This is a genomic window from Chelatococcus asaccharovorans (assembly GCF_003201475.1).
GTDB lineage: Bacteria > Pseudomonadota > Alphaproteobacteria > Rhizobiales > Beijerinckiaceae > Chelatococcus > Chelatococcus asaccharovorans.
Genome location: NZ_QJJK01000004.1, coordinates 274,493 through 300,948, shown reverse-complemented (window position 1 = coordinate 300,948; position 26,456 = coordinate 274,493). Strand labels below are relative to the sequence as shown.

General features: G+C 64.1%; 24 protein-coding genes. 11 read left to right on the top strand and 13 right to left on the bottom strand.

Annotation, left to right across the window (positions count from 1 at the left end; genetic code table 11):
- Positions 1-292: 292 nt before the first annotated feature.
- The 11 genes from C7450_RS11335 to C7450_RS11290 form a co-directional block, all read right to left on the bottom strand.
- Complete coding sequence (locus C7450_RS11335) at positions 293-1,102, bottom strand: helix-turn-helix transcriptional regulator (protein WP_170147208.1); 810 nt, start codon at positions 1,100-1,102, stop codon at positions 293-295.
- A 414-nt stretch (positions 1,103-1,516) separates the two neighbouring features.
- Positions 1,517-2,737 (bottom strand): mandelate racemase/muconate lactonizing enzyme family protein, encoded by a 1,221-nt coding sequence (locus C7450_RS11330; RefSeq protein ID WP_210206427.1) that lies wholly within the window; start codon positions 2,735-2,737, stop codon positions 1,517-1,519.
- Positions 2,706-3,401 (bottom strand): GntR family transcriptional regulator, encoded by a 696-nt coding sequence (locus C7450_RS11325; protein WP_110374552.1) that lies wholly within the window; start codon positions 3,399-3,401, stop codon positions 2,706-2,708. The genes C7450_RS11330 and C7450_RS11325 overlap by 32 nt, the downstream gene beginning before the upstream one ends.
- Entirely contained in the window at positions 3,398-4,417 is a 1,020-nt protein-coding gene (locus tag C7450_RS11320) for an ABC transporter ATP-binding protein (RefSeq protein ID WP_110374551.1), read from the bottom strand. Before C7450_RS11320 ends, C7450_RS11325 begins: the two co-directional genes overlap by 4 nt.
- Positions 4,414-5,421 (bottom strand): ABC transporter ATP-binding protein, encoded by a 1,008-nt coding sequence (locus C7450_RS11315; RefSeq protein ID WP_110374550.1) that lies wholly within the window; start codon positions 5,419-5,421, stop codon positions 4,414-4,416. The genes C7450_RS11320 and C7450_RS11315 overlap by 4 nt, the downstream gene beginning before the upstream one ends.
- Positions 5,418-6,242 (bottom strand): ABC transporter permease, encoded by an 825-nt coding sequence (locus C7450_RS11310; protein ID WP_170147207.1) that lies wholly within the window; start codon positions 6,240-6,242, stop codon positions 5,418-5,420. Before C7450_RS11310 ends, C7450_RS11315 begins: the two co-directional genes overlap by 4 nt.
- Positions 6,226-7,179: an ABC transporter permease gene (locus tag C7450_RS11305; protein ID WP_110374548.1), complete on the bottom strand. Its 954-nt coding sequence runs from the start codon at positions 7,177-7,179 to the stop codon at positions 6,226-6,228. Before C7450_RS11305 ends, C7450_RS11310 begins: the two co-directional genes overlap by 17 nt.
- Before the next feature lie 49 nt (positions 7,180-7,228).
- A complete protein-coding gene (locus C7450_RS11300; protein WP_170147206.1) occupies positions 7,229-8,785 on the bottom strand; it encodes an ABC transporter substrate-binding protein in 1,557 nt (518 codons plus the stop codon).
- Between the two features lie 84 nt (positions 8,786-8,869).
- Entirely contained in the window at positions 8,870-9,100 is a 231-nt protein-coding gene (locus C7450_RS33530) for a hypothetical protein (protein ID WP_146227329.1), read from the bottom strand.
- A 270-nt stretch (positions 9,101-9,370) separates the two neighbouring features.
- Positions 9,371-10,300, bottom strand: coding sequence for a response regulator transcription factor (locus tag C7450_RS11295; RefSeq protein ID WP_110374546.1), 930 nt, complete (start codon positions 10,298-10,300; stop codon positions 9,371-9,373).
- Positions 10,290-13,661 (bottom strand): hybrid sensor histidine kinase/response regulator, encoded by a 3,372-nt coding sequence (locus C7450_RS11290; RefSeq protein ID WP_110374545.1) that lies wholly within the window; start codon positions 13,659-13,661, stop codon positions 10,290-10,292. The genes C7450_RS11295 and C7450_RS11290 overlap by 11 nt, the downstream gene beginning before the upstream one ends.
- Before the next feature lie 217 nt (positions 13,662-13,878).
- Here C7450_RS11290 and urtA point away from each other — a divergent pair, with 217 nt between their 5' ends.
- From urtA to C7450_RS11255, 7 genes are all read left to right on the top strand, one after another.
- Complete coding sequence (gene urtA, locus C7450_RS11285; RefSeq protein WP_425351177.1) at positions 13,879-15,081, top strand: urea ABC transporter substrate-binding protein; 1,203 nt, start codon at positions 13,879-13,881, stop codon at positions 15,079-15,081.
- Between the two features lie 179 nt (positions 15,082-15,260).
- A complete protein-coding gene (gene urtB, locus C7450_RS11280) occupies positions 15,261-16,187 on the top strand; it encodes an urea ABC transporter permease subunit UrtB (protein ID WP_110374543.1) in 927 nt (308 codons plus the stop codon).
- Between the two features lie 3 nt (positions 16,188-16,190).
- Complete coding sequence (urtC, locus tag C7450_RS11275; RefSeq protein ID WP_110374542.1) at positions 16,191-17,339, top strand: urea ABC transporter permease subunit UrtC; 1,149 nt, start codon at positions 16,191-16,193, stop codon at positions 17,337-17,339.
- A gap of 8 nt (positions 17,340-17,347) precedes the next feature.
- Positions 17,348-18,109 (top strand): urea ABC transporter ATP-binding protein UrtD, encoded by a 762-nt coding sequence (gene urtD, locus C7450_RS11270; protein WP_170147205.1) that lies wholly within the window; start codon positions 17,348-17,350, stop codon positions 18,107-18,109.
- 9 nt (positions 18,110-18,118) lie between these two features.
- Positions 18,119-18,808 (top strand): urea ABC transporter ATP-binding subunit UrtE, encoded by a 690-nt coding sequence (gene urtE / locus C7450_RS11265; RefSeq protein WP_110374541.1) that lies wholly within the window; start codon positions 18,119-18,121, stop codon positions 18,806-18,808.
- Between the two features lie 33 nt (positions 18,809-18,841).
- A complete protein-coding gene (fmdA, locus tag C7450_RS11260; RefSeq protein ID WP_110374540.1) occupies positions 18,842-20,071 on the top strand; it encodes a formamidase in 1,230 nt (409 codons plus the stop codon).
- Positions 20,072-20,077: 6 nt separating this feature from the next.
- Positions 20,078-20,461: an FmdB family zinc ribbon protein gene (locus tag C7450_RS11255; RefSeq protein WP_110374539.1), complete on the top strand. Its 384-nt coding sequence runs from the start codon at positions 20,078-20,080 to the stop codon at positions 20,459-20,461.
- Positions 20,462-20,616: 155 nt separating this feature from the next.
- Here the strand turns inward: C7450_RS11255 and C7450_RS11250 are convergent, their stop codons facing one another.
- Together C7450_RS11250 and C7450_RS11245 are read right to left on the bottom strand one after the other, a co-directional pair.
- Complete coding sequence (locus tag C7450_RS11250; protein ID WP_410369388.1) at positions 20,617-21,069, bottom strand: MaoC family dehydratase; 453 nt, start codon at positions 21,067-21,069, stop codon at positions 20,617-20,619.
- Positions 21,070-21,159: 90 nt separating this feature from the next.
- The gene (locus C7450_RS11245) at positions 21,160-22,035 is read right to left on the bottom strand and encodes an IclR family transcriptional regulator (RefSeq protein WP_170147204.1); all 876 of its coding nucleotides are present in this window, start codon (positions 22,033-22,035) and stop codon (positions 21,160-21,162) included.
- 97 nt (positions 22,036-22,132) lie between these two features.
- Here C7450_RS11245 and C7450_RS11240 point away from each other — a divergent pair, with 97 nt between their 5' ends.
- The 4 genes from C7450_RS11240 to C7450_RS11225 all read left to right on the top strand — a co-directional run bounded on the left by C7450_RS11240 (position 22,133) and on the right by C7450_RS11225 (position 26,455).
- Complete coding sequence (locus C7450_RS11240) at positions 22,133-23,116, top strand: C4-dicarboxylate TRAP transporter substrate-binding protein (RefSeq protein WP_245449620.1); 984 nt, start codon at positions 22,133-22,135, stop codon at positions 23,114-23,116.
- A 324-nt stretch (positions 23,117-23,440) separates the two neighbouring features.
- Complete coding sequence (locus C7450_RS11235; protein ID WP_210206425.1) at positions 23,441-23,965, top strand: TRAP transporter small permease; 525 nt, start codon at positions 23,441-23,443, stop codon at positions 23,963-23,965.
- Entirely contained in the window at positions 23,962-25,260 is a 1,299-nt protein-coding gene (locus C7450_RS11230; protein ID WP_110374536.1) for a TRAP transporter large permease, read from the top strand. The genes C7450_RS11235 and C7450_RS11230 overlap by 4 nt, the downstream gene beginning before the upstream one ends.
- A gap of 13 nt (positions 25,261-25,273) precedes the next feature.
- Entirely contained in the window at positions 25,274-26,455 is a 1,182-nt protein-coding gene (locus tag C7450_RS11225) for an extracellular solute-binding protein (protein ID WP_110374535.1), read from the top strand.
- The last annotated feature ends 1 nt before the right edge of the window (position 26,456 follow it).

The following is a 26,456-nucleotide window of genomic DNA, read 5'->3' as shown; positions in this document are numbered from 1 at the left end:
ACAGTTTTATATTGATCGCCGAAACGCTGCCTTGGAGGACCTGCAAATCGCCGATACAGGGGGCCTGTTTTTGCTTTCCCGTGGCGTCCGATGCGACGAATCCGAACCCTGTCTGGAATAGCTCTAGCAAATCAAAAGTGGTAGTGCCTATTCCCCCATTTGGGGGATTTATGTTAATCTTAATGAAGAAACGGCCGGCCCGGCGTGAGCGCCGCCCCGCTTTCGTGGTCTTCAATACAATTGACGCAGGTCCGCGACGCTCCCGAGCGTGAAATCGAGCTCCGCAGCTGGCCTATCGGTGTCCGCCGTCCCCCATCTGAAACCGCCTCAACAGCGCGGTGTGGGAGTTGACGCCGAAATGGCTGTAAACGGCTTTCTGATACTGGGCGACGGTATATTCGGACAGCGCAAGACTGACGGCCATCTCCTTGCGCGTGCGACCATCGAGCAACAGATTGAGTACGAGCCGAAGCCGCGGGGAGAGGCGCGGCACGGTCGCGCCACGATCCGCCGGCCATCCCTGCTCGTGCAGCCAGGGCAATTCGCTGAGCAGAATATGGGCGATCCGGGCTTCGCGTTCGGAGAAGGCGCGCGCGTCCCTGCGCCGGTAAATGGAAATGGTGCTGACGGCAGCGTTGTCGATGGGCCGCAGCGAAAAAATGAAAGGGCCGATATCGGCATCGCACAGATAAGCATTCACTCCCGATGCCGCGAAACTGACCTCGTCGACGATTTGTTGTCGGACGCGCGTGAGATGGGACGCCTTCTGTCGGAGTTCGCCGAGCAGCTTCTCGGACGTCCACGTCATGTCGGGATGTCCCGCCGCCAGAAGTAGCCGCGCGTAGCGCTCCTTGTCGAACCCGCCGTGCGCGAGGCCGAGATAGATGGGCTGCTCGCCGGGCTGCGCTGCGCAGCCGAGGCTCCAGGTCCAGGCGTCCGCTTCGACAAGGCGGCAGATACCCTCGACGAGGAGACGCTTCACACCGGAAAAATCCCGGCGTGAGGTAATAACCTCGCCAAGCAATGCGACGATGGCGCGTACATCCGATTCCGCGAGCGCGGCATCGGGATCGGGCGACAGAGGCGTCATATCGAGGGCCATGCACAGAACACCGGAACAACGGAGGCCGCTCAATGGTACCAGAGGATACCCGTCACGTCGGATGTGTTCCGGTGTTTTACCAAAAACTTCTTCGCCGAGACCTGAGCCCCCTGCGCGCCTCTCGAAACCGGCTCCCCGGATGGGCAGCTCTCGGGTGGCGCATCGGGGGCAGTGGACGCCCCCAGGACCAATCGACATTCAAGGGATGCCCAAGAGATCCCATCGTCATCACCGGGCTTGTCCCCGAAATCGGGTTCACCCGATTTCGGCTATTGATCAAGAACGCGGCAACAGCTGGGTTCCAGTGATCCCGATCGGAAAGGCGCCTCGACACATCGGGATGGCCGGGACAAGCCCGGCCATGACAGCTGAAAGCGCTAAATGTCGATTGAACCTATACGGTCCGAGCCTCGCCTACCAGTTGGTGTGCGAGCCGTCGTCGCGCTTGAGATGGGGCATCTCGACGAACTGGAACTCGCCGGCCTGCGCCAGGGCTTCCTCGTCGATATCGATGCCGAGGCCCGGCGTGTTCGGGACGGGATATAGCGTGCCCTCCAACTGCGGGCGGCTGCGGAAGATGCCGCTGTCATACCGGCGATACTCCTCGCCGGGCGTTTCGCGGCATTCGAGCCATGCGAAATTCGGTACGGCCGCGGCAAGATGCACGCTCGCGGCGATGCAGATCGGCCCGAGCGGATTATGCGGCATCAGATCGATGTAATGGGCCTCGCACCAGCCGGCCACCTTCATCGCCTCGGTAAAGCCGCCGACATTGCAGACGTCGACCCGGGCGTATTCGGTCAACCGCTGCTCGATATAGGGAATGAACTGCCATTTCGAGGAGAATTCCTCGCCGACGGCGAAGGGCACGGATGTCAGCCGGCGCAGCGCCGCATAGGAGGCCGGGTCCTCGTCGCGGATCGGCTCCTCCACGAAATCAAGCGTGCCGGCCGGCATGCGCTGGCACAGCGCGGCCGTCTCCGCCACCGTCAGCCGATGATGCAGGTCGATCCCCAGGCACACGCCGATACCGAGCTCCTGGCGCAGGCGCGGCAGCCATTCGGCATAGCGTGCGACCGCCTCCCACGGCTCGAAGCGGGCACCCGGCGCGCCGACATCGACGAGCAGGCGAATACAGGTCCAGCCCGCATCGCGCACCGCGCGGCCGCGCTCCAGCACCATGTCGAGGGTGCTGCCCTTCAGCGAGGCGAAGGTGGGCACATGGTGGCGATGCCGGCCGCCGAGCAGCTCATAGACGGGCACGCCGAGCGCCTTGCCCTTGATGTCGTAAAGCGCGATGTCGATGGCCGAGATGGCCGCGGTCAGGACACGCCCGCCCTCGAAATACTGGCTGCGGTACATCTCCTGCCACAAGGCGCCGATGGCGAAAACGTCCTGCCCGATGAGGAATTTCTCATAATGCTCGATCACGCCCATGACGGCGCGCTCGCGCGTGGCGAGGCCGGATTCGCCCCAGCCGTGGAGACCGGCATCCGTCTCCACCTTGACGAGGAGCTGGTTGCGATCGCCAATGCGGACGGGAAAGCTGCGGATTGCCTTGATCTTCACGATCGTACTCTCTGCTGGGAGGGACGAGGGCCGGTCATCGGAGCGTAAACCGCGCCAGCGCGTCATCGCGCGAGCGCTCCACGTGCTGGCGGGCCAGCCGGCCGGCGGTTTCGACATCGCGCGCCTCGATGGCGGCGACGAGTGCGTTATGTTCGTCGATGATGTCTTGCAGGCGTCCCTCGGCATAGCCGGTCTGCCCGCGCAGGGCATAGATCAGCTCCCAGCCCTGGTCGAGAATGCGCGCCGCTTCCGCATTGCGCGCGAGATCGGTGATGCGCCCGTGGAACGCCAGATTCGCCGCCATGAGCTCCGGAAAGGTGCCGCGCTGCGCCGCCTCGGCATGCCTGTTGGCGAGAGGACGCAGGCTCGCGAGCTCCGCGTCGCTCGATCGCTCGATCGCCCGCCGCACCAGAAGCTCTTCCAGCATCATGCGGATATCGAACATGTTCTCGATGAACTGATGATCGATCTGGCGCACCGCGGCGCCACGGTTGGGCTGCAGCTCGACGAGCCCTTCCGAGCTCAGCTTCACCAGTGCATCGCGGATCGGCATCTGGCTCACGCCGAAGCGATCGGAGAGCTCCCGCAGCTTCAGCCGCGTCCCGGACGACAGCTGTCCGCTCAGGATCTCCTCGCGCAGGCGCTGCGCGAGGCGCGCCACGATTGTCTCGCTGACCGCGCGGTTGTCCTCCTGGCCGCTGGATACGGCATCGATGCGCACCATCGTCATGGCGTGAGCCCTCCCGTTGCCGCGTCGTCCATCCAGGCCGGTACGCCCTCTCGCGCCCGGTGACACGCAACCTGATGGTTTGCGCCCTGTGTGACGAGCGGCGGGTCGCTCTTCTCGCACAAGCCTGGACGGAAATGGAGGCAGCGTTTCGCAAACAGGCATCCGGGCGGCTCTGCAAGCGCACTGACCGGTTCGCCGGGCAAGAGGATGCGCGCGGGCGCGGGCCGGTCGCGGCTCGGATGCGGCGCCGCCGAGAGCAGAGCCCGCGTATAGGGGTGCAGGGGCCCGGCAAACAGGAGGTTCGCCGGCGCCACTTCGATGATCCGTCCGGCATGCATCACCGCGATGCGATCGGCGAAACGCCTGACCACCCCGAGATCATGGGTGATGAAGAGATAGGCGAGCTTGTAGCTGCGCTTCAGGCTGCCCAAGAGGTTCAGGATCTGCGCCTGCACCGAGACATCGAGCGCCGACACGGCCTCGTCGCAGATGACGAGCTGCGGCTGCAAGGCGAGAGCCCGCGCGATCGAAATGCGCTGACGCTGCCCGCCGGACAGCGCGGCGGGAAAGCGTTGCAGCATGTCGGTGTTCAGTCCCACCTGGGCGATCAGGGCCTCGACCCGACGCCGGCGCTCGGCGCCGTCGCCAACGCCATGCACCTTCAGCGGCTCCATCAGGATATCGGCGATCCGCTTGCGACGGTTGAGCGAGGAATAGGGATCCTGGAAAACCATCTGCAGGCCGCGCCGCACGCGCCGCATGCCGGCGCGGTCGGCCTTGAGAATATCGATGCCGTCGAAACGCGCCTGCCCCGCTGCCGGCACGAGCCGCGTGATGGCGCGCGCTAGCGTGCTCTTGCCGGAACCGGATTCACCGACCAGGGCCAAGGTCTCCCCCGCCGCGATGGTGAGCGAGACCTGGCGCAGCGCGCGGATCGGCGTGGGGGCTGCGAAGAGATGTGCCCGCGGCCCCCGCAGCGTCACCGACACGTCGTCGAGTTCGAGAAGTGCGCTCATGCCTGCACCTTGGGATCGAACAGCCAGCATGCGACGCCATGCGCGGCATCAGCGGGAGTGGACGCCATGGGCGGGCGTGTCGCGCAGCGGTCGAAGACCCGCGGACAGCGGGGCGCGAAGGCACAGCCCGGCATCTCCGGGCCGTTGGGCGGCGGCGCGCCCTCGATGGTGAGAAACTCCGCCCCCTCGCCGGTCCACAGGCTCTGGACGCTGGCGAGCAGCCCGGCGGCATAGGGATGGGCGGGATGGTCCAGGAGCACATCGGCCGGGCCGATCTCCACCAGCCGCCCCGCATACATCACCGCCACGCGGTCGGCGACCCGGTTGAGCAGCGCGAGATCATGGGTGATCCAGATCAGGCTGAGACCGCGCGAGCGCCGGATCGACAGGATGAGGTCGACCACCTCCGCCTGGACGGTGGCGTCGAGCGCCGTCGTCGGCTCGTCGGCGATCAGCAGTTCCGGATCGCAGGCGAGCGCCATGGCGATGGTGATGCGCTGCAGCATCCCGCCGGAGAACTGGAAGGGATAGAAGGACAGCCGCCGCGCGGCGTCGGTGATCCCGACCTCCCCCAGAAGGCGGATGGCGCGCGCCCGCGCCGCCCGTGCGTCGAGGTGGAGATGCTGGCGCATATGGTCCGTGAGCTGGCGTTCGATGGTCAAAACCGGATTGAGCGCCACCATCGGGTTCTGGAACACGACGCCGATGCGCCGGCCGAGAATGCCGGCCCGCGGAGCCCCCGGCCCGCGCAGGTCGGTCATGTCGAGACGCACATGGCGCGCCTCGACCGCGGCGATCTCCGGGTCGAGGAGGCCAACGGCGCCCATGGCCGTCGTGCTCTTGCCGCTGCCGGATTCGCCGACGATGCCGAGCGCCTCCCCGGGCGCGACGCGGAAGGACACGTTGTCGACCGCGGTCTTGCCGGAAAAGCGCACCGTGAGCCCGTCCACCTCAAAGGACGCGCCGGCCGTGGCCCGGGTCTCTGCTGCAATCATGGTCGTCATCGCTGCGGATCCAGTCGCGCGCGCAGACCGTCGGCGGCGCTGTTCAGGGCGAGCACCACGGCGGTGATCGTGAGCCCCGGCGCCAGCGCGTACCAGGGGGCGGACACCGTATAGGCACGGGAATCACTGAGCATCGCACCAAGCGACGGGCGCGGCACCTGCACGCCGAGGCCGATGAAGCTGAGACCCGCCTCGGTGAGGATGGCGATGGCGAAATAGAGCGTCGCCTGCACCACCACCGGCGCCAGGATATTGGGCATAAGATGGCTCGCCATGATCCCCAGCGGGCCGACGCCGACGACCCGTGCGGCATCGACGTAAAGGCCCTGCTGCTCCGCAAGCGCCGCGCCACGGGCGATGCGCGCCATTTGCGGCACACCGACGATGCCGAGCGCGATCGTCGCGCTGACGGCGCCCGGGCCGATGATGGCCGCGACGCCGATCGCGAGCAGGAGCGAGGGAAAAGCCAGCAGCGCATCGAGGCCGCGCATGATGAGGGAATCGCTCCAGCGGCCGAAATAGGCGGCGACGAGACCGAGCGGTACGCCGATGGCCAGAGAGGTCAGGACGGCCGCGCCGGCGATGACCAGCGACACCTGCAAGCCCCACAGGGTCCGCACGAAGATGTCGCGACCGAACTGATCCGTGCCGAACCAGGCATTGAACGACGGTGGCATGAGGCGCGCCGTCGTCATCTTCGTGTAGGGCGCGAAGGGCAGCACAGGCGCGAGCAACGCCAACCCGCAGGCGATCAGCAGAAACACCACGGCGATCACGAAGCCGCGCCTGCCCCGGCTTGTCCGTTCAGTGCTGGTCGGCATGACGAATTCTCGGATTGAGCAGGCCATAGAGAAGGTCGACGATGAGATTGGCGAAGACAAAGCCGAAGACCGCGATCAACAGGACCGCCTGGATGACGGAATAGTCGCGGTTGCCCATGGCCGAGACGAGAAGCGACCCCATGCCCGGCCAGGAGAAGACGATCTCGACAAGCGCCGCGCCGCCGATGAGATTCCCCAGAAGAATGCCGGCGGCCGTCACGGTCGGGATGAGCGAATTGCGGACGATATAGTCGCGCGCCACCACCGTCTTCGACAGCCCCTTGGCATGGGCCGCACGGACATAGTCCGCGCGCCGCGTCTCCTGGATGCTGTCGCGCAGGAAGCGCATGATCACCGGCGCGTTAGCGATGGCAAGCGTCGCCACCGGCATGGCGAGGCTGGCGAGCGCGGCCCCCAACCCTTGCGAGAAGGGCACGCGCCCCGCCGGCGGAAGCCATTTGAGCGCGACACCGAAAACGGCAACGAGCAGCATCCCCGTCCAGAACATCGGCGCCGCCAGGCCCAATGCCGCCACCGCCGAGACCATCCGGTCCAGCAGCGAATTCGGCTGCAACCCCGCCAAGGTGCCGAGCACGCCGCCGAGGAGGAGGCTCGCGACGAGCCCGCCGGTGGCCAGCTCGAGCGTGGGCGCGATCCGCTCGCCGACGATGCGGGACACCGGAAGCCCGCTCACCATCGATCGGCCGAGATCACCCGTGAGCAGCGCGCCAAGCCACTTCAAATACTGCGTCGCGTAGCTCTGATCGAGGCCAAGGCGGCTTCTGACGGCCGCGATGGTCTCGGCGCTCGCATCATTACCCGCCAGCATGGCAGCGGGATCTCCGGGCGAGAGCCGCATGCCGACGAAGATGAGCAATGACGTGATGAGCAGGACGGGAATGGCCTGGAGGAGCCGTTTGAGAACGAAACCGAGCATGATGATCCGCGATGCCGGAATAAACGGTCGTCGACGCGTGCCGAGGATGTCAGCGCGCCACTTCGACCTGCTGCAGCAGCGAGAAGCCGGAGCCGTCCATCGCGAAGTTCTTCACGCCGTCGGCCATCGGGATCGGGCGGAACTCATGGGCGAAGGGCAGCATGAAGGCTTCATCGGCGATGAGTTTCGAGATGTCGGCATAGATCGCCTTGCGCTCGTTGAGATCGAGCGTCTTGCCAGCCTTGTCGACGATCGCCTCGAAGGCCGGGCTCGTGAATTTGGTGCGCCCCTTGGTCGGCCCATAGATCGCGCTCGGAATGATGAACTGCGGATCGTTGCCGCCTTCGATGTAGTTGTGCAGCAGCATGTCGAAATTGGCGTTGAGGATGAGCTCGCGCGCCTTCGCCGGTTCATAGGTGGCGATATTGAGCGTGATGCCGAGCGCCGCGAGGTCCTCCTTCAGGATCTGCGCCGTATCGACACTGCCCGGCGCGTAGGAGTCGGTCGAGGTATTCACCGTCATGGTGAAGGGGCCGACGCCCGATTCCTTCATCAGCCTCTTGGCTTTCTCCAGATCATAACCGCACAGGGTGTCGACCGCGGGCGCGTAGGCCCAGTGGCTCTCCGCCCAGGGCTGGCAGCTCGGCGACGCGAAATCGTTATAGACGACCGAGGTGATCATATCGCGGTTCAGGGCATGGGAAATCGCCTGACGCACCAGCTTGTTGTCGAGTGGCGGCCGCGACGTGTTGAGGGCGAGATAATGCGTCCGCGGGGCGCGCTTGATGCGCTCGATCTTGGTGCCGGCTGCGTCCTTCAGCTGGGCGAGCGCAAGCGGACCGGCCGTGTACAGCACGTCGACGGCGCGCGTCTGCAGAAGGGCCGCGCCGGCCGCGTCGTCCGGCACGATGCGCACGGTGATGCGATCCGGCTTCGTCTTGTCGTTGCTCCAGTGATCGGCGAAGCGCTCCATGGTGTAGGACACGCCAGGCGTCCAGCTCTTCAGGACGAAGGGGCCGCTGCCGGCGTCCTGCTGGGCGATGTTGGCGACCGCCTTCTCGTCGAGGATGAACAGCGCGCTGAGAAGGTCGTAAAGCCCCGGCGCGAGCGACGACAGGGTCAGCTTGACGGTGCGATCATCGAGCGCCTCGACGCCCTTCACCGCGCTGAGGCGTGCCAGGAGGTTCGCGGCATTGGCCGGATCGAGGTGATAGCGGACGCTGTAGACCACGTCCTGCGCGGTCAGCGGACGACCGGAATGGAACTTTGCCGGACGCAGCTTGAAGGTGACGGACAATCCGTCGGGCGAACGCTCCCAGCTCTCCGCCAGCGCCGGCTGCGGCTGGCCGTCGGGCCCGATCTCGACCAGCGTGTCATAAAGCTGATGCAGATAGGACGTGTTGGGGGCCGAGAAGCGGGTGGGGTTGAAGCCCAGAGGGTCGGCGCCTTGCGCCAGTATCAGGTCCTTCGCGGCATCCTTGGCCGGGACTGCCTGGGCCGAGACTGCCTGAGCTTGGACTGCCTGGGCTTGGACTGCCTGCGGCAAGGTCGCGCCAAACAAGGCCGCGATCACAAGGGCTCCCCCGATGGCCGGCTTGCTGAACATCTGAAATCCTCCCTGAAGCCAATCCATCTCTCGCGGAATGGCTCATTTCGACAATAATGTGCAAATTCATATACTTGAATGAAATCAGACGATTCCAGGCAAGTCGGATTTGCCAAGGCCGTTCTGCGGCTCTGGGATCTCAATATTTGATAAAATATCGAACGTCAACGGATTTGATAAAATATCAAAATGACGAGTTGCGAGAGCCAGCCCGCTTGGGAAGGCTTTGGAAGGAGGCATTAGGAGGCCCGCCTCGGGAGACAAGGCCCATGGGAATCCAGAGCATGCCGCGTTCGGACGGAAACCCGCCGTCATTCCGGGGCCTCGCATCAGCGAGGAGCCCGGAATCCATGAACACGCGGTCTGAGAAGAAGACGCGTCGGACGCGGCACTCTATGTGTCTTCCGTGGTGTTCATACTTTCCGGGCTCGGGCCTTTCGGCCCGCCCCGGAATGGCACGGTGGTTCCGTATAAAATCGCATGCTCTAAGGTCCTGGAATCCAAGCCCCGGAATCCCAGGCCCGCGAGCCTCAAGGCCTCGTGCAGGCGATCCCGCCGGCCGGTTCTTGGAAAGGCCGCGCAGCGCTACAGCTGACCAAGGGATCGCAGAGCAAGCGTCGCGGCTGCCGTCCGGTTTTCGACGCGCAGCTTCAGGTAGACCTGCTCGAGATGCTTGTCGACGGTGCGCGGGCTGAGCGAGAGGATCGCCGCGATGTCGCGGTTGGACTTGCCGGCAGCGATCCACCACAAGACCTCGCCCTCGCGCTGCGTCAGGTCGAAGGCCTGCCGCAACCGCCGGGGGGCATCGTCGGTCTGTCCGGATCCGAGCCGCAGGAGATACTCGTCGTCTCCCATGCGGCCGACGAATGTCAGCGTCGAGCTGGGGTCACCGGGCAGCGGGCTGACGAGTTCCCGCTGGCGCTCGATCTCCGCGATCGCGGCCGCGTCCCTGAGCCAGCGGGTCAGGCTTGCGGGCAGGGCCGACGGCCGCGCCTTGCCCTCCACGAGGGCCGGGCCGAGCCGCTTGCGGGCCAGCGGGGTGAGCCAGAGGATGTCGCCGGCGAGGTTGACGGCGAGCAAAGTCCGGCCGGACGTGTCGAGTGCGGCCTGCGCGCTTTCCGTGAGGCGGGCATTGGTGGAATGGACGCGGATGCGCGCCAGCATCTCATCGATGACGATCGGCTTGGTGACATAATCGACCCCGCCGGCAGCCAGCCCTTCGAGAATATGGGCGGTTTCGGTCAAGCCCGTCATGAAGATGACCGGGACATGCGCGAGCTGCGGTTCCTGCTTGAGGCGCCGGCAGGCTTCGAAACCGCTCATTCCCGGCATGACGGCGTCGAGCAGGACGACATCCGGAGTGATATGGACCGCGATCTTCAGGGCGGATTCGCCGTCAAGCGCCACCATCACGGTGAAGCCGGCCGCGTCGAGGGCATCCGTCAGGAGCCGCAGGGTTTCCGGCGAATCGTCGACGACGAGGGCAATGCGGCGGCTGTCGTGGCTATGCGTCATGCTGGTCCATCGCATCGAGGGCGGCCATGAAGCCGGGAAGATCGATCGTGTCGACGAGCTGCGTGAGCTCGGCGACGGTCCCCCGCTGCGTGGGGTTGGCGGCTCCGATGACGTCCAGTCGCGCCTGCAAACCCCTGATATGGCCAAGTTCACCGAGGCGCCGGAGGTCGGCGACATCGGCGGACTGGAGGCGCGACCGACCCGCCGGAACCGCCGCGAGCGCGGCCAGGGGATCGTCCCCGTGGTCCCATTCGAGCCCGAGCTGAATCTGGATCTCGCGCAGAAGCTGCCGGATCTCGACCGGTTTGAGAAGATAGCCGTCATGGAACGGGCGCGCCATGGCCGCGCGATAGGCCTCGACCGCACTCGCCGAAAACATGACGATGCGCGCCTGATCCTGCCCCTGCTCGCGCAGGGCCTGCGCCAGGGCCCAGCCATCCATGCCGGCCATCGAGACGTCGATCAGGAAGAGGTCCGGGCGCACATGGCGCGCCATGTCGGTGCAGGCCTCGCCATGGGTCGCATGGAGAATGATGAAGCCGAGAGGCCCCAGGATCTCGCGCATGAGATCGTGGTGCACGGGATCGTCGTCCACCACGAAGATCGTCCGCCTCCGGCCCACATAGCCCGTGATGTGATCCTCGCTGCCGATGATGGGGCGGGGATCGGTCACCTCCGACAGGAGCAGCTTGACCTTGAAGGCGGTGCCTATGCCAAGCTTGCTCGTCACGGTGATGCTGCCGCCCATCACGCCGGCGAGAAGCTTCGAGATGGTCAGTCCGAGCCCCGTGCCGGGCGGCATCTGCCCGGGGCGTCCGGCTCCTCGCTCGAAGGGCTCGAAGATGCGCTCCAGATCCTCCGCCGGAATGCCCGGCCCGGTATCGGCGATGGTGAATTCGGCGACCGGGCTCCGGTAGGCCAGCGCGAAGGTGACCTTGCCTTTCGTGGTGAACTTGATGGCGTTGGAGAGAAGGTTGATCAGCACCTGGCGCAGCCGGTTGCCATCGGCATAGACGACCGAGGGCAGATTTGCGGGCCTGTCAAAACGGAATTCGAGGCCTTTGGCGGCGGCCTGCAGCTTGAACATGCCGACGATCTGGTCGAGGAACTCGACGAGCGGGATTTCGTCGCGCGACAGGTCGAGCCGGCCGGCCTCGATCTTGGATATGTCGAGGATGCCGTCGATCAGGCCCGACAGGTGATCGGCGCTACGGCGGACGACATGGATCTGGCCCCGTTGCTTCGCGGCGATCGCGGGGTCGTTCTCGAGGATCTGGGCATAGCCGACGATGGCGTTGAGCGGGGTCCTGAGCTCGTGGCTCAGCCCCACCACATAGCGGCTCTTGGCGTGGTTGGCGGCTTCGGCCGCATCCTTGGCGCGCTGGAGAGCGGCATCGGTGCGGTTATGCGCCTCGATCTCGTTCATCAAGAGCGCCGTCTGCCGGCGGGATTCCTCCTGGGCCGCGGTGCGGCTCGCCTGCACGAGGACGAACAGCCAGGCCGCGACCCCGATGATGATGGCCAGAACGAAGAAGGCCTTCCACAGAAGTCCGGCGGCAATGGCCGGATCGACGGAGGGATCGCTGGTACTTTGCAGATAGATCAGCGTGAGCGTGAGCGCGATGACGCCGCCCGCCAGGAAGAACACCCCGAGAAAATAGGTCACGTCGGCCGTCAGCCAGCCATGGAGCCTCGCCGGCATGATCCGCGTGAGCGCGGCGCGCATCTGCACGGGATAACGCGCATGCGGCTTGCAGAGATCGTCACAGCGTGCGTCCAGAGAGCAGCAGAGCGAGCAGATCGGTCCCGCATAGGCGGGGCAGGAGGCCATATCCTCGGGCTCGAAGGCGTGCTCGCAGATGCAGCACTTGATGGAATCGCGCTTCTGCCAGCTCTTCTTCGGGGTTCGTGCGAGATAGTATTTCCCGCCCGTCCCCCAGGCGATGAGCGGAGCGGTAACGAGCGCGGCGCCCAGCGCCAGAAAAGGCGACAGCGCCTTTGCCAACTCGCCGGCGAGACCGAAGAAGGTCGATATGCCGACGGTCGTCGCCACCAGCATGGCGCCGACCCCGACGGGGTTGATGTCATAAAGATGGGCGCGCTTGAACTCGATATGCGCCGGCGAAAGCTTCAGCGGCTTGTTGATGACGAGATCGGCGACGATGGCACCGACCCAGCCGATGGCGACGTTCGAATAGAGCGCGAGCGTGTTCTCGAGCGCGCGATAGACGCCGAGCTCCATGAGAAGCACGGCCACGCCGAGGTTGAACACCAGCCACACGACGCGGCCGGGATGGCTGTGGGTGAGCCGGGAAAAGAAGTTCGACCAGGCGATCGATCCGGCATAGGCATTCGTCACATTGATCTTCAGCTGGCAGAGGATGACGAAGGCGCAGGCGATATAGAGCGCCACGCGCGGATCGCCGAAGATGGTCTCGAAGGCCATCACATACATCTCCGCCGGCTCGACGGCCTGCTCCTCCGTCACGCCCTGCTTCAGCGCATAGACGGCGAGAAAAGAGCCGGCCAGCATCTTCAAGGCGCCGATGATGATCCAGCCCGGTCCGGCTGAGATAAGGGCGAGCCACCAGGCCCAGCGCTTGCCGCTGCGCTCCCGCGGCAGGAAGCGCAGGAAGTCGACCTGTTCGCCGATCTGCGCGACGAGCGAAAACATGACGCTGGAGGCCGCGCCGAACAGGATCAGCGAGAAGCCGCCACCGAGATCGCCATGGCGCCCGGTGAAGCCCATCCAGTCCGACAGCGCATCGGGCTCGTAGTGCAGGATGGCGATGAACGGAGCGATCTGCAGGACGATCCAGAGCGGCTGCGTCCAGAGCTGGAAGCGGCTGATCCAGGTGATGCCGTGGGTCACAAGCGGAATGACGACGAGCGCGCTCACGAGATAGCCGAGCGCACGCGGCAGGCCCGTCATCATTTCGATGGCAATGGCGAGGATGACGGCCTCGATGGCGAAGAAGATGAAGGTGAAAGACGCATAGATCAGCGACGTGATCGTCGAGCCGATGTAGCCGAAGCCCGCGCCGCGCGTCAGCAGATCGATATCCACGCCATAGCGCGACGCGTAATAGGAAATCGGCACGCCGGTCAGGAAGATGAGCGTGCCGACCGCGAGGATCGCGAGGCTGACGTTGGTGAAGCCATAGCTCAGCGTCGTCGCTGCGCCGATCGCCTCCAGGGCCAGAAACGAAATCGCGCCGAGTGCCGTGTTGGCGACACGCAGCGGCGACCACCGACGGGCCCGCTTGGCCGTGAAGCGCAATGCGAAATCCTCAAGGGTCTGGTTTGTGACCCATTGATTGTACTCGCGACGGACACGGTCGATCCGTTGCCGGCCACTCATGCCTTCTCTGCCCCCTCTGCCTCGTCACCCAGTATGTCAGGTGTTTCGCGGTGCAATATACGTGATCCTACGTATTGCTGCACTGCGGCAATTATCCAACGATGAGGACGTCGCGGGGCAGAAGACCCTGCTCCCAAAACAACGAGAGGGGTAAGGCGCCATGGCGCACGATCAAGATCGTCCGCAATCAGATCTTCGACGCAGGATGCTTCTCGGCATGGCTGCCATGCCGTTTGCCGGTCTTGCCATGCCACGGACCGCCTTCGCGCAGGCACCGGCCACATCCGCCGTCAATACCACGGGCCTCGCCGTCACCGATACCGACGTGACCGTCGGCATCCTGCATTCGGTCACCGGTACGATGGCGATTTCCGAAACCGGTTCTGTCCAGGCCGAGAAGCTCGCCATCGAGCAGATCAATGCCGAAGGCGGCGTTCTCGGGCGCAAGATCAAGTTCATCCAGGAGGATGGCGGCAGCGATTGGCCGACCTTTGCCGAAAAGGCGAAGAAGCTTCTCGTCAACGACAAATGTGCTGCCGTCATGGGTTGCTGGACCTCGGCGTCGCGCAAGGCGGTGTTGCCCGTCTTCGAGCAATATAACGGAATGCTGTATTATCCAACCTTCTACGAAGGACTGGAGCAGTCAAAGAACGTTATCTACACGGGCCAGGAAGCGACCCAGCAGATCCTCGCGGGCCTGGACTGGGTCGCCAAGGAGAAGGGCGCCAAGACGTTCTACCTGCTCGGCTCTGACTATATCTGGCCGCGCACGTCCAACAAGATCGCACGCAAGCACATCGAGAACGTCCTCAAGACGAAAGTCGTGGGCGAGGAATATTTCCCGCTGGGGCATACCCAGTTCAATTCCGTCATCAACAAGATCAAACTGACGAAGCCGGATGTGATCTATGCCATCATCGTGGGTGGCTCGAACGTCGCCTTCTACAAGCAGCTCAAGGCCGCCGGCATTGATCTCAACAAACAGACCCTGATGACGATCTCGGTCACCGAGGATGAGATCGACGGCATCGGCGGCGAGAACATCGCGGGCGCTTATGCCTGCATGAAGTATTTCCAGTCGCTCGACAATGCGAACAACAAGCAGTTCGTCTCCGCCTTCAAGAAGATGTGGGGCGACAAGACGGTGATCGGCGACGTGACGCAGGCGGCCTATCTCGGCCCCTGGCTGTGGAAGCTGACGGTGGAAAAGGCGGGGTCCTTCGACATCGACAAGGTGGCCGAAGCCTCCGCCGGCGTTGAATTCAAACAAGCCCCGGAGGGTTACGTAAAGATCCATCCCAACCACCACCTGTGGTCCAAGACGCGCGTCGGGCGCGCGCGGCCCGACGGACAATACGACGTGATCTACGAGACGGCCGAGCTGATGGAGCCGGATCCCTTCCCCAAAGGCTACCAATAAGCCGCTGGCAAGACTGATGTAATCGAGACCGAGGAAACGCCGCAGGGAAAGTCACCCAGGCAGTGATGCCTGGGTGACGGCAAGTCGCGTCTGCAATCTCAAGTTCTGTCTTCAATCTCAAGCTGCGCTTTCACTCTATTGACGACCGTCCCCATCAGTCCATTGGCCGGGAGGCTGACATGTTCGGCGAATATTCACTCGGCGAGCTTACATCGATCTTCGTGATGCAAGGCTTCGCAGGCCTCATTTTATTTTCGGTCTTTCTGCTGATGGCGCTTGGGCTTGCCATCATCTTTGGCCAGATGGGCGTCATCAACATGGCCCATGGCGAATTCATGATCCTGGGCGCCTACGTGACCTGGATGTGCTCGACATTCTTCCACGGTTACCTGCCTGCCCTCGTACCGATCTACTTTTTCATCGCGATGATCCTGGCCTTCCTCGTCTCCGGGGCCCTGGGCGTCGCCGTGGAGTGGCTGATGATCCGGCGGCTCTACAAGCGTCCGCTGGACACGCTTCTCGCGACCTGGGGGCTCTCGCTCATCCTGCAGCAGTTCTACCGGTCGGTCTTCGGCCCGCGCGAGGTCGGCGTGGAACTGCCGCAGTGGATGCTCGGTTCGCTTCCGGTGACGGATGTCATCGAGATCCAGATCAACGGCCTCTTCGTGATGGCCCTGACGACCATCATCACCATCGCGGTCGCCGTCATGATGTATCGCTCGCGCTGGGGCATGCAGGTGCGCGCCGTTGTGCAGAACCGCGTCATGGCGGGCGCCGTGGGCATCAACACCGAGAAGGTCGATCGCTACACCTTCGGCATCGGCTGCGGCATCGCCGGCATCGCCGGCTCGGCCTTCACGATGATCGGCTCGACCGGCCCGACGGCAGGCCAGCTCTATATCGTCGACACCTTCCTCGTCGTCGTCTTCGGCGGCGCTGCGAGCCTCGCCGGCACCATCGCCTCCGCCTTCACCATCTCGCAGGCGCAGTCGATCATGGAGTTCTTCCTCTCCGGCTCCATCGCCAAGGTGCTCACATTGCTCGCGGTGGTCGGCATCCTCATGCTGCGGCCGCAGGGCCTGTTCGTCCTCAAGGTCAGGCGCTGAGACATGGTCATTCGCTCCAAATCCGCCGACGATACGGCCTTCATGAAGCCGCTGGAGATCGTCTCGATCCTCATCATCGCCGCCCTGATCCTGGTGGTTCTCCCCGCGACGCTCGATGCGTTCCGCCTGAATCTCGTCGGCAAATATCTCACCTATGCCTTCGTCGCGCTCGGCCTCGTGCTGTGCTGGGGCTTCGGGGGCATCCTCAGCCTTGGCCAGGGCATCTTCTTCGGCCTCGGCGGCTACTGCATGGCCATGTATCTCAAGCTCGAGGCATCGAGCGTCGCGAACACCAAGATCCAGTCCACGCCCGGCATTCCCGACTTCATGGACTGGAACCAGCTGACCGAGCTTCCCTTCTTCTGGCTGCCGTTCAAGAGCCTCACCTTGACGGTGATCCTCATCATCGCCGTGCCCACCCTGTTTGCCTTCTTCATCGGCGCCGCCATGTTCAAGCGTCGCGTGGGTGGCGTGTATTTCGCGATCATCACCCAGGCGATCGCCGCCATCCTCACCATCCTGATCGTCGGCCGGCAGGGCTACACCGGCGGCATCAACGGCATCACGGATCTCAGGACCCTGCAGGGCTGGGACATCCGCACCGACAGCGCCAAGCAGATCCTCTATTTCGTCAATAGCGGCCTGTTGATCGCCTGCATCCTGCTCGCCCAATACGTCAAACGCTCCAAGCTCGGCCGTGTGCTGGTCGCCATGCGCGACAAGGAGGACCGGGTCCGTTTCTCCGGCTATTCCGTCGCCAATTTCAAGATCTTCGCCTTCTGCCTGGCGGCCGCCTTCGCGGCGATTGGCGGCGCGATGTTCACCCTGCAGGTCGGGTTCATGTCGCCGTCCTTCGTCGGCATCGTGCCGTCGATCGAGATGGTGATCTACACCGCCGTCGGCGGCCGGCTGTCGCTCTTCGGGGCTGTCTACGGCACGCTTCTGGTCAATGTGGCCAAGACGGCCTTCTCGGAGAGCTTTCCGGAGCTCTGGCTGTTCGGGCTCGGCGCGCTGTTCATCGCCGTCGTCATGGTGTTCCCGAACGGGCTTGCCGGCATCTACCACAGCTATGTCGACCCGCTGGTCGCGCGTCTCACACGCCGCCGCCCGGCAGAAACCGAGCAGCCGCTGCACGGCGCTCCCGCGGAGTGAGGTGAGAGATGATCATTCCCCCGAACGATCCGCAAAAGCAGTTCGTCCTCGCCGTCGAGGCGCTTACCGTGTCTTTCGACGGGTTCAAGGCGGTCAACGACGTCTCGTTCTATGTCGACGAAAACGAGATCCGCGTTATCATCGGTCCAAACGGGGCCGGTAAGACAACCGTTCTTGATCTCATCTGTGGGCGTACCAGGGCGACATCTGGCTCCATCAAGTTCCGCGACATGGACCTGACGAAGATGTCGGAAAGCAATATCGTGCTGGCCGGCGTCGGCCGGAAGTTCCAGAACCCCTCGATCTACGATGACCTGACGGTCTTCGAGAACCTGGAGATCTCCTTTCCGCGCGGGCGCTCCGTCTTTGGCGCGCTCACCTTCCGGCGCGACGCGGAGGTGCGCAGGCGGGTCGAGGAGATCGCCGAGACCATCTTTCTCGCCGATCACCTCGACGAGCGTGCCGAATTCCTCAGCCACGGCCAGAAGCAGTGGCTGGAGATCGGCATGCTGCTCATCCAGGATCCGGATCTCATGATGCTCGACGAGCCGGTCGCCGGCATGAGCGTGAGCGAGCGTAAGAAGACCGCGGAACTCCTGCACAAGATCATCAAGAACCGCTCGGTGATCGTCATCGAGCACGACATGAAATTCGTCGAGGACATCGCCCATCGCGTCACGGTGCTACACCAGGGCAAGGTTCTCTCGGAAGGCTCGATGGACCGCGTGAAACACGATCCGCGCGTCATCGAAGTCTATCTCGGACATTGAGGACTTGCCATGCTGACAGTCCAGGACCTGCATGTCGCCTATGGCCAGAGCGAGGTTCTCCACGGGCTCGATTTCCGGATCGCGCCCGGCGAGATCGTCGCCATCATGGGGCGCAACGGCATGGGCAAGACGACGCTCATGAAGGCGCTGATGGGCGTGGTTCCCACGAAAAGCGGCCATGTCACCGTCGGCACCGACGAGATCACCGGGCTCAAGAGCTATGAGCGCGTCGCCAAGGGCGTCGCCTATGTGCCCCAGGGCCGGATGATCTTCTCGACCATGACCGTCAAGGAGAACATCGAGACCGGCCTGACGACGACGGGCGAGTCCGAGGTGCCGGACAGCATCTACGAACTTTTTCCCGTGCTGCTCGAGATGAAGGGCCGGCGCGGCGGCAACCTCTCCGGCGGCCAGCAGCAGCAGCTCGCGATTGCCCGCGCGCTCGCCAGCAAGCCCAAGGTTCTCCTGCTCGACGAGCCGACGGAGGGCATCCAGCCGTCGATCATCCGCGACATGGCCCGCACCCTGAAGCGCATCCGTGACGAGCGCGGCTTGTCCATTGTCGTATCCGAGCAGGTGCTGTCCTTTGCCCTCGATATCGCGGACCGCATCCTCGTCATCGAGAATGGTGAAATTGTCCACGAGGAGGATCGCGACGCCGTCGACGAAGCCAAGATCTCAAGTTTTCTCTCGGTGTGATCAACGTTCAGACTGCTTCCAGGGAGCCCGTCCATGCCCGATACAATCATCAAGATCGATCTCAACCAGTCGGCCTATGAGAATGACAAGGTTCATAACCGTTGGCATCCCGACATTCCGATGGTGGCGATGGTGAAGCCCGGCGATGACTTCATCGTCGAGACCTACGACTGGACGGGCGGGTTCATCAAGAACGACGACGACGCGTCCGATGTCCGTGACATCGACCTGTCGATCGTGCATTTCCTGTCGGGACCGATCGGCGTCGAGGGCGCGGAACCCGGGGATCTCCTCGTCGTCGATCTTCTCGATATCGGGGCCGTTCCGGAAAGCCAGTGGGGCTTCAACGGCTTCTTCTCCAAGAAGAACGGCGGCGGCTTCCTCACCGATCATTTCCCTCAGGCGCAAAAATCAATCTGGGATTTCGAGGGCCTCTTCACCAAGTCGCGGCACGTGCCGGGCGTGCGCTATGCCGGCCTGATCCACCCCGGGCTCATCGGCTGCCTCCCCGATCCGAAGCTCCTCGCCACCTGGAACGAGCGTGAGGTCGGCTTCATCAAGACAAACCCCGAGCGTGTGCCGCCCTTGGCCAATCCGCCCTTCGGGCCGACGGCCCACATGGGCCGGCTCAAGGGCGAGGCCAAGGACAAGGCAGCCGCCGAGGGCGCGCGCACCGTGCCGCCGCGCGAGCACGGCGGCAACTGCGACATCAAGGATCTGTCGCGCGGCTCGAAGATCTTCTTCCCGGTCTATGTGCCGGGCGCCGGCCTCTCGATGGGCGATCTGCACTTCAGCCAGGGCGACGGCGAGATCACCTTCTGCGGCGCCATCGAGATGGCGGGATGGGTGCATGTGAAGGTGGATCTCATCAAGGGCGGCATGGCGAAATACGGGATCAAGAACCCGATCTTCAAGCCGTCGCCGATCACGCCGAATTACAACGACTACCTCATCTTCGAGGGTATCTCCGTCGACGAGCAGGGCGGCCAGCACTATCTCGACGTCCATGTCGCCTATCGCCAAGCCTGTCTCAACGCCATCGAATATCTGAAGAAGTTCGGCTATTCCGGCGCGCAGGCCTATTCGATCCTCGGGACGGCGCCCGTCCAGGGCCACATCTCCGGCGTGGTCGACATCCCCAATGCCTGCGCCACCCTGTGGCTGCCGACGCAGATTTTCGACTTCGACATCAACCCGAGTTCGGCCGGGCCGCAGAAGTTCATCGACGGCTCCATCGACATGCCGCTCGCACCGGATCTGTGAGGCCCCATGCCTGTCTATGAATATGACTGCGCGGCCTGCGGACCGTTTACCGCGATGCGGCCGATGGCGGACTTCGAGGCGCCCTGCGATTGCCCGGACTGCGGTGCGGAGGCGCCACGCGTCCTCATCACTGCTCCGGCGATCGGTGCGATGAACCGGTCGTCCTTCCTGGCCCATGCCACCAACGAACGCAGCGCGCACGAGCCGCGACGCTCGTCCGGGCATGGTGCCGGCTGCAGTTGCTGCTCCGGAAAATCGCTCACCCTGAAGGGCGCGAGAGGACAAGGAAGCGGCAGCGGGGATGGGGCTGCAAGAGGAGCTGCAAGAGCGGCAGCAACACAAGCTGCCAAATCTTTCCCCTCGGCGCGCCCGTGGATGATCAGCCACTGACGGCCGTGGTCGTGCACATTGGAACGCCATGACAGGGTGCCGCCGCGCCATCTCAGATGCGGCGACGCCTTTTCACGCGCGTCGATCCAGGCGGGTAATGCATCGGGAGCCGATGGCGGTCATCGGGATCGCCGCAGCGCCTCGCGGCCCATGACTCAGCCGGCCGCCGGGGTCCTGCGCTCGACCATCAGGATGTGGTCGAAGGCGAGCACGGTCTCGCCATTCTGGTTTACGACCTGGCCGCGCTCCACCACGCGCCCCGCGTTCGGCCGCTTCGGGTCTTCGGTCTTCTCGACGATGGTGAGCCGCGTATGGATGGTGTCGCCGATGAAGACCGGCTTGACGAAGCGCATGCGGTCGTAGCCGTAAGTGAAGGCGACCGGGTTGATGACGGAAGCCGTGAGCCCTACGCCGATGGTGAAGATCATCGTGCCGTGGGCGATGCGCCGGCCGAAGGGCGTCGTCCTGGCGAATTCCTCGTCCATGTGATGGGGGAAGAAGTCGCCGGAATGGCCCGCATGGACCACGAAGTCCGTCTCCGTGATGGTGCGCCCGTGGGTCTTGCGCTCGGCACCGATCACATAGTCCTCGAAATACTGGGTCGTCACTTTTGTCCTCCCTGTTGGTTGCTCGTGCTCGGGTTGAAAGCCCACCCTCATCTTGAGGATGACCGCGCAGGCCCGTTTCTCATGGAATGGTCATCGAGAGGCGGTCGGATTCTGGCGTGAAAGGCCCTTCTGCCGCGCCTCGTCCAGCCAGCGCTGGTAGTCACCGGCGCCGATCGCCCTGGAAATCTCCTCCGCCACCGCCCGCACCTGCTCGCGGGCGCTCGCGACATCCTGGCGCAGAGCCGGAACGGCGAGAAAAGGCATGGCAAGAACGGCGGCGACCTCGCCGCGCACGTTGAAGACCGGCCAGCAGATGTCGACGACGGCGTCGAGCCATTCGCCGACCACCTCCTCATAGCCCCTCGTCCGGATTCGCTCGAGCCGTGCGGCGAGATCGTCCGGCACCGGCCGCCGCTCGGCCTTGCCGGTCGCATTCCCATTGAGCATCTCGGCATAGCCGAGCGCCAGCATCACGCGGCCCGAGGCGGTCGACGCAAATTCGTAGCGCGTGCCGGAACGCACGAAGAGGCCGGCCCGGCCGGGTGACTCGACGCCGATGATGACGAGCACCTCGCCCTGGTCGGCGACCGAAAGATGGCAGGACTGCAGCAGGTCGCCGGCCAGCCCCCGCATCAAGGGCAAGGCCACGTCGATGAGCCGCTTGTTGGGCGGGTAGCCGTGGGCGAGCTCGAACAGCCGCGACGACAGCTGGTAGTTGTCATCCTTGAGCCGAGTGATCCAGCCGCGACGGGTGAGCACGGTGAGAATGCGGAAAAGCTCGCTCGCCGAACGGCCGAGACTTTGAGCGATCCCGCTTTGGCTGACGGGCTGGTCCTGCACTGCGAGGAATTCGATGACATCGAGGCTCTTCTCGAGCGCCGGCACGGTGTAGGTGCGACCGCCGCCTCCCGTGGCCTCCTCATCGGCCTCGGGCGGGCCTCTTCGTATGCTCTTGACAGACTTCATCATGACATCCTAAGTTTGGCACATAAAATTCATTTTCACCAATAAAAACGTAAGGTCGATCCCCAGCCGGGATGCCTGCGTCACAGGGAGGGTCCATATGTCCATCAAGGTATTGTTGTCAGCTATCGGTATCTCCGTCGCACTCGTCGGGGCCGCCGCGGCGCAGGACTTCAAGCTCCGCTTCGCGACGTCGGTCGCGAATACCGAGGAAGCGTCCTACAAGGAAATGCAGGCCCTCGCCGCGCGCGTCAAAGAGCGCTCGAAGGGTCGCCTCGAAATGCAGCTGTTCCCGGCGGAGCAGCTCGGCGCCCAGAAGAAGGTCAATGAGATGATCTCTTCCGGCGCCAATATGATGAACATGACGGACTACGGCCAGCTCGGCCAGTTCGTCCCGGACGCCGGCGTACTCGCCGGCCCCTATATCTTCGGCAGCCTCGCGGAGGCTGACAAGCTGTTTGCATCCCCGGTCTTCAAGGACGTCTCGGACAAGCTCGAGCAGAAGGGCATCAAGATCATCATGGCCAACGGCCTGTTCGGCGCGCGCCATATGCTCTCCGACAAGCCCATCCGCAAGCCCGACGACCTCAAGGGCCTGACGGTGCGTGTCCCGCCGTCCCCGATCATGGTCGAGACCTTCAAGGACTTCGGCGCCCGGCCGACGGAAATTCCGTGGGGCGAGGTGTACAACGCGCTGCAGTCGAATGTCGTCAACGCGGCCGAGGCGCCCTTCGGCGCGATCTGGGGCTCCAAGCTCCAGGAGGTGCGCAAGGTCGTGTCGAAGACCAACCACCAGCTCATGTTTACCGCCTGGGTGACGAGCACGGGCTTCTTCGACAAGCTGCCGGCGGACCTGCAGGCGATCCTGATCGAGGAAGGCAAGGTCTCGGCGAAGAACCTGACCAAAGCCACCCTCGAGCAGGACGACCAGTTCGCCAAGATGCTGGAGAAGGCAGGCGTCACCCTTGTCACCGACATCGACGTGGCCGCCTTCCAGAAGGCCAGCGCCGGCGTCTACGAGAAATTGCCGAACCTGACGCCGGGCTTCGTCGCCAAGGCTCGTGCCGCCATGGGTGCCAATTGATCGGACTGGTTTTTGCCCGAAGGCAAGTCAGCTAGGTCAAGTAGCCCCATTCGTCGAGAATACGCGATCCTCCCCTGAGGGGGAGGTGGCGCCACGAAGTGGCGACGGAGGGGGTGCGCCACCCCTCCGGGCGTGGACGGCCCCATCAACAAGAGGCTGCAGAGGTCCCTTCTTGGCTTGTGTCATTCCCTTCCCGACCAGCGGCGCCGGTCGCCGGGGATGACACGGGGTGTCCCGCGCTGACTTTGCCTGCAATGTTATGGCCGGGCTTGCCCTGCTTATCCCTGAATACCGATTGGCCCCAACTCGCCCGGAGTTCCCTTCATGACCTCTCAATCCGCAGCGGACGCGCAGGCCGTGGGCTTGCAGCGTGTTCTGATGTGGCCCCTCGAGGAGATCATAGCCGGCGTGTCCCTGGTCGTCGTCGTGGGCTCTGTCGTCTGGGGCGTGATCACCCGCTACATCTTTCCCCAGCCGGCCGCGTGGAGTTACGAGGTCGCGACCATCGCCTTCGCCTATGTGGTCTTCTTCGGTGCGGCAGCCGGTGTGCGCTACCGTCTTCATTCCGATATCGACGTTCTCGTCGTGATGTTTCCGGAGCGTTTGCAGCGCGCCGTGTCGATCTTCAACTTCTGGCTGCTCGCGACTTTCTTTACGGCACTCACGATCTTCTTCGGCATTCACGCTATTGACGCGCAGAAATCATTGACGATCGCCCTCAATCTGCCGCGCTCCGTCATCTATGCGCCGCTCGCGCTCGCCTCCGCGATGATGCTGCTGCGGCACGTCCAGCTCTGGGTCGATCCCGAGCGCTTTCCCGGCCATATCCACGAGGCCAATATCTCATGAGTGCGCTTTCGCCCTGGCTTCCCTCCATCCTCATGTTCGTGCTGTTCGCGGTGCGCACGCCCATTACCTGGGCTATGGCGATCCCGGCGCTCGTGTTCTTCATCATCAACCGCAACGACGTGCCGCTGTCGACCTTCGCCCAGGAGATGGCCGAGGGCACCCAATCCATCTCGCTGCTGGCGCTGCCGTTCTTTGTGCTGGCGGGGGCGATCATGAACGCCGCCGGCATCACCCGGCGGCTGCTCAACGTCGCCGAGATCCTCGTCGGCCATATGACCGGCGCGCTGGCGCAGATGTGCATCGTGCTCGCGACCCTTCTCGGCGGGCTCACTGCCTCCTCGAACGCCGATGCGGCCATCCTGTCGAAGACGATCGGCCTGCAGATGGCAGAGCGCAACTATTCGCGCGCCTTTGCCGCAGTGATCACCTCGAGTTCCTCGATCATCGCTTCGCTGCTGCCGCCCTCGATCGGCCTCATCATCTACGGTTATCTCACGGAGACTTCGATCGGCCGGCTCTTCGCTGCCGGCATCGTGCCCGGCCTCATGATGTGCGCCGGCATGATGATCACCACCTATTTCGTGGCGAAGCGCCGTGGCTACGCGCCTCAGCGCACCAGCCGCGCGACCCTGCCGGAAGTGCAACAGGCGCTGCTCGACGGGCTCTGGGCGCTCTCCGTCCCCTTCGTCATCCTGTTCGGCACGCGTTACGGCATCTTCACGACCACCGAGTCGGGTGCCGTCGTCGTCATCTATGTCCTGTTCATCGGCCTCGTCGTCTATCGCGCCTTCTCCTGGCGCAAGCTGCCGGCGATCATCCAGGAAGCGGTGCTCGACACGAGTGCGGTGATGATCATGATCTGCGCGGCTTCCGCGCTCGGCTTCTATCTCGCCTGGGAGCAGGTGCCGCAGAAGATGGCGTCCGGTCTCGCGAGCTACGAGTGGAGCCCGCTCGGCCTGCTCCTCACCATCAACGTGATGCTCATCATCATCGGCACGGCGATCGAAGGTTCGTCAGCGCTGATCATCCTGACACCGATGCTGCTGCCGCTCATTCAGAAGGCCCATATCGACCCGGTGCAATTCGGCATCGTCATGGTCGCCAACCTGACGATCGCCGGCATCACGCCGCCGGTCGGGGGGATGATGTACATCGCCTCACGTGTCCTCCGCGTGCCGATGAAGGACTACGCCATCGAGGTCGGCCCGTTCCTTCTCATGATGATGGTGCTGCTCGTCGTCCTCAGCGCCTTCCCTGGCCTTTCGCTCTGGCTTCCCAATTTCTTCTACAACTGACGGGGTTGATACCGTGGTTCAGACCATTCTCCGCGGCATGACGTGGGACCATCCGCGCGGCTATGACCCGCTCGCCCACGGAGCCGCCGGTTTCGCGGCACGCTATCCGGGCCTGACGATCGAATGGGACAAGCGCAGCCTGCGCGAATTCGGCGAGGCGCCGCTCGAAGACTATGCCGGGATTTATGACCTCATCGTCATCGATCATCCCTTCGTCGGCTTCGCTGCGGCCCACCCCTATCTCGTCGATTGGGCGACGGCGCTGAGCGCGTCGGAGAAGGCCGATTTCGCCGCCGACAGCGTCGGCCAGTCCTGGCAGTCCTATGAATACAAAGGCGGCATCTGGGCGCTGCCGCTCGATGCGGCGACGCAGGTCTCCTCCTGCCGGCCGGATCTTCTCGAACGGCTCGGCGGGGAGATCCCGACGACCTTCGAGGACGTCATCACGCTCGGCCGGCGGGCGCGCACCAAAGGCCAGTGGATCACCACCACCGCCTTCCCGACGGACGCCATCAGCACGGTGATCTCGATCGCCGCCAATCTGGGGCATCCCATCGTCGACGAGACGGAAACCTTCCTGCCGCCCTCTCTCGGCCGCGAGGTCATGGGCCGCTTCCACGCCCTCGTCGACGTCTCGCACCCGAGGGCGACCGCGATGAACCCGATCCACGCCTATGAGGCGATGGTGTCGGGCGACGACATCGTCTATTGCGCCTATGCCTACGGCTATACCAACTACGCGCGGAAGAACGACCGGCCGCGGCTGAAATTTGCCAATGCACCGGCCCACAGCGAACGCGGTCCAGCCGGCACGCAACTCGGCGGCACCGGCATCGCCGTCAGCGCCCTGTCGAAGAACCGTGACACCGCGATCGCTTATGCCAAGTGGCTCGCAGGCAAGGAGCACCAGACCGGCGACTACGTGGCCTTCGGCGGCCAGCCGGCAAGCCTCGCTGCCTGGACGGATGCGGACAACGACGCGCTCTGCGGCGGGTTCTTCTCCGATACGCTCGCGACGCTGGAGAGCGCCCATGTGCGGCCGCGCTTCGACGGCTGGATTCCGGTTTTTGAGCATTTCGGCGAGCGCATCACCGCCTGCCTCAGAGGCGAGATCGCCGATAGCATCCTGATCGATGAGCTCAACACCCAGTTCGCCGCCGCCCAGCGCAAGGCTGGCATCGGCCGGGGACAATGAC

What these genes read in the sequence shown, in the direction of transcription:
- C7450_RS11335 (WP_170147208.1), bottom strand. Translation starts at nt 1,102, where the DNA reads ATGGCCCTCGATATGACGCCTCTGTCGCCCGATCCCGATGCCGCGCTC.
- C7450_RS11330 (WP_210206427.1), bottom strand. Translation starts at nt 2,737, where the DNA reads ATGACGCGCTGGCGCGGTTTACGCTCCGATGACCGGCCCTCGTCCCTC.
- C7450_RS11325 (WP_110374552.1), bottom strand. Translation starts at nt 3,401, where the DNA reads ATGACGATGGTGCGCATCGATGCCGTATCCAGCGGCCAGGAGGACAAC.
- C7450_RS11320 (WP_110374551.1), bottom strand. Translation starts at nt 4,417, where the DNA reads ATGAGCGCACTTCTCGAACTCGACGACGTGTCGGTGACGCTGCGGGGG.
- C7450_RS11315 (WP_110374550.1), bottom strand. Translation starts at nt 5,421, where the DNA reads ATGACGACCATGATTGCAGCAGAGACCCGGGCCACGGCCGGCGCGTCC.
- C7450_RS11310 (WP_170147207.1), bottom strand. Translation starts at nt 6,242, where the DNA reads ATGCCGACCAGCACTGAACGGACAAGCCGGGGCAGGCGCGGCTTCGTG.
- C7450_RS11305 (WP_110374548.1), bottom strand. Translation starts at nt 7,179, where the DNA reads ATGCTCGGTTTCGTTCTCAAACGGCTCCTCCAGGCCATTCCCGTCCTG.
- C7450_RS11300 (WP_170147206.1), bottom strand. Translation starts at nt 8,785, where the DNA reads ATGTTCAGCAAGCCGGCCATCGGGGGAGCCCTTGTGATCGCGGCCTTG.
- C7450_RS33530 (WP_146227329.1), bottom strand. Translation starts at nt 9,100, where the DNA reads ATGACGGCGGGTTTCCGTCCGAACGCGGCATGCTCTGGATTCCCATGG.
- C7450_RS11295 (WP_110374546.1), bottom strand. Translation starts at nt 10,300, where the DNA reads ATGACGCATAGCCACGACAGCCGCCGCATTGCCCTCGTCGTCGACGAT.
- C7450_RS11290 (WP_110374545.1), bottom strand. Translation starts at nt 13,661, where the DNA reads ATGAGTGGCCGGCAACGGATCGACCGTGTCCGTCGCGAGTACAATCAA.
- urtA (WP_425351177.1), top strand. Translation starts at nt 13,879, where the DNA reads ATGGCTGCCATGCCGTTTGCCGGTCTTGCCATGCCACGGACCGCCTTC.
- urtB (WP_110374543.1), top strand. Translation starts at nt 15,261, where the DNA reads ATGTTCGGCGAATATTCACTCGGCGAGCTTACATCGATCTTCGTGATG.
- urtC (WP_110374542.1), top strand. Translation starts at nt 16,191, where the DNA reads ATGGTCATTCGCTCCAAATCCGCCGACGATACGGCCTTCATGAAGCCG.
- urtD (WP_170147205.1), top strand. Translation starts at nt 17,348, where the DNA reads ATGATCATTCCCCCGAACGATCCGCAAAAGCAGTTCGTCCTCGCCGTC.
- urtE (WP_110374541.1), top strand. Translation starts at nt 18,119, where the DNA reads ATGCTGACAGTCCAGGACCTGCATGTCGCCTATGGCCAGAGCGAGGTT.
- fmdA (WP_110374540.1), top strand. Translation starts at nt 18,842, where the DNA reads ATGCCCGATACAATCATCAAGATCGATCTCAACCAGTCGGCCTATGAG.
- C7450_RS11255 (WP_110374539.1), top strand. Translation starts at nt 20,078, where the DNA reads ATGCCTGTCTATGAATATGACTGCGCGGCCTGCGGACCGTTTACCGCG.
- C7450_RS11245 (WP_170147204.1), bottom strand. Translation starts at nt 22,035, where the DNA reads ATGAAGTCTGTCAAGAGCATACGAAGAGGCCCGCCCGAGGCCGATGAG.
- C7450_RS11240 (WP_245449620.1), top strand. Translation starts at nt 22,133, where the DNA reads ATGTCCATCAAGGTATTGTTGTCAGCTATCGGTATCTCCGTCGCACTC.
- C7450_RS11235 (WP_210206425.1), top strand. Translation starts at nt 23,441, where the DNA reads ATGACCTCTCAATCCGCAGCGGACGCGCAGGCCGTGGGCTTGCAGCGT.
- C7450_RS11230 (WP_110374536.1), top strand. Translation starts at nt 23,962, where the DNA reads ATGAGTGCGCTTTCGCCCTGGCTTCCCTCCATCCTCATGTTCGTGCTG.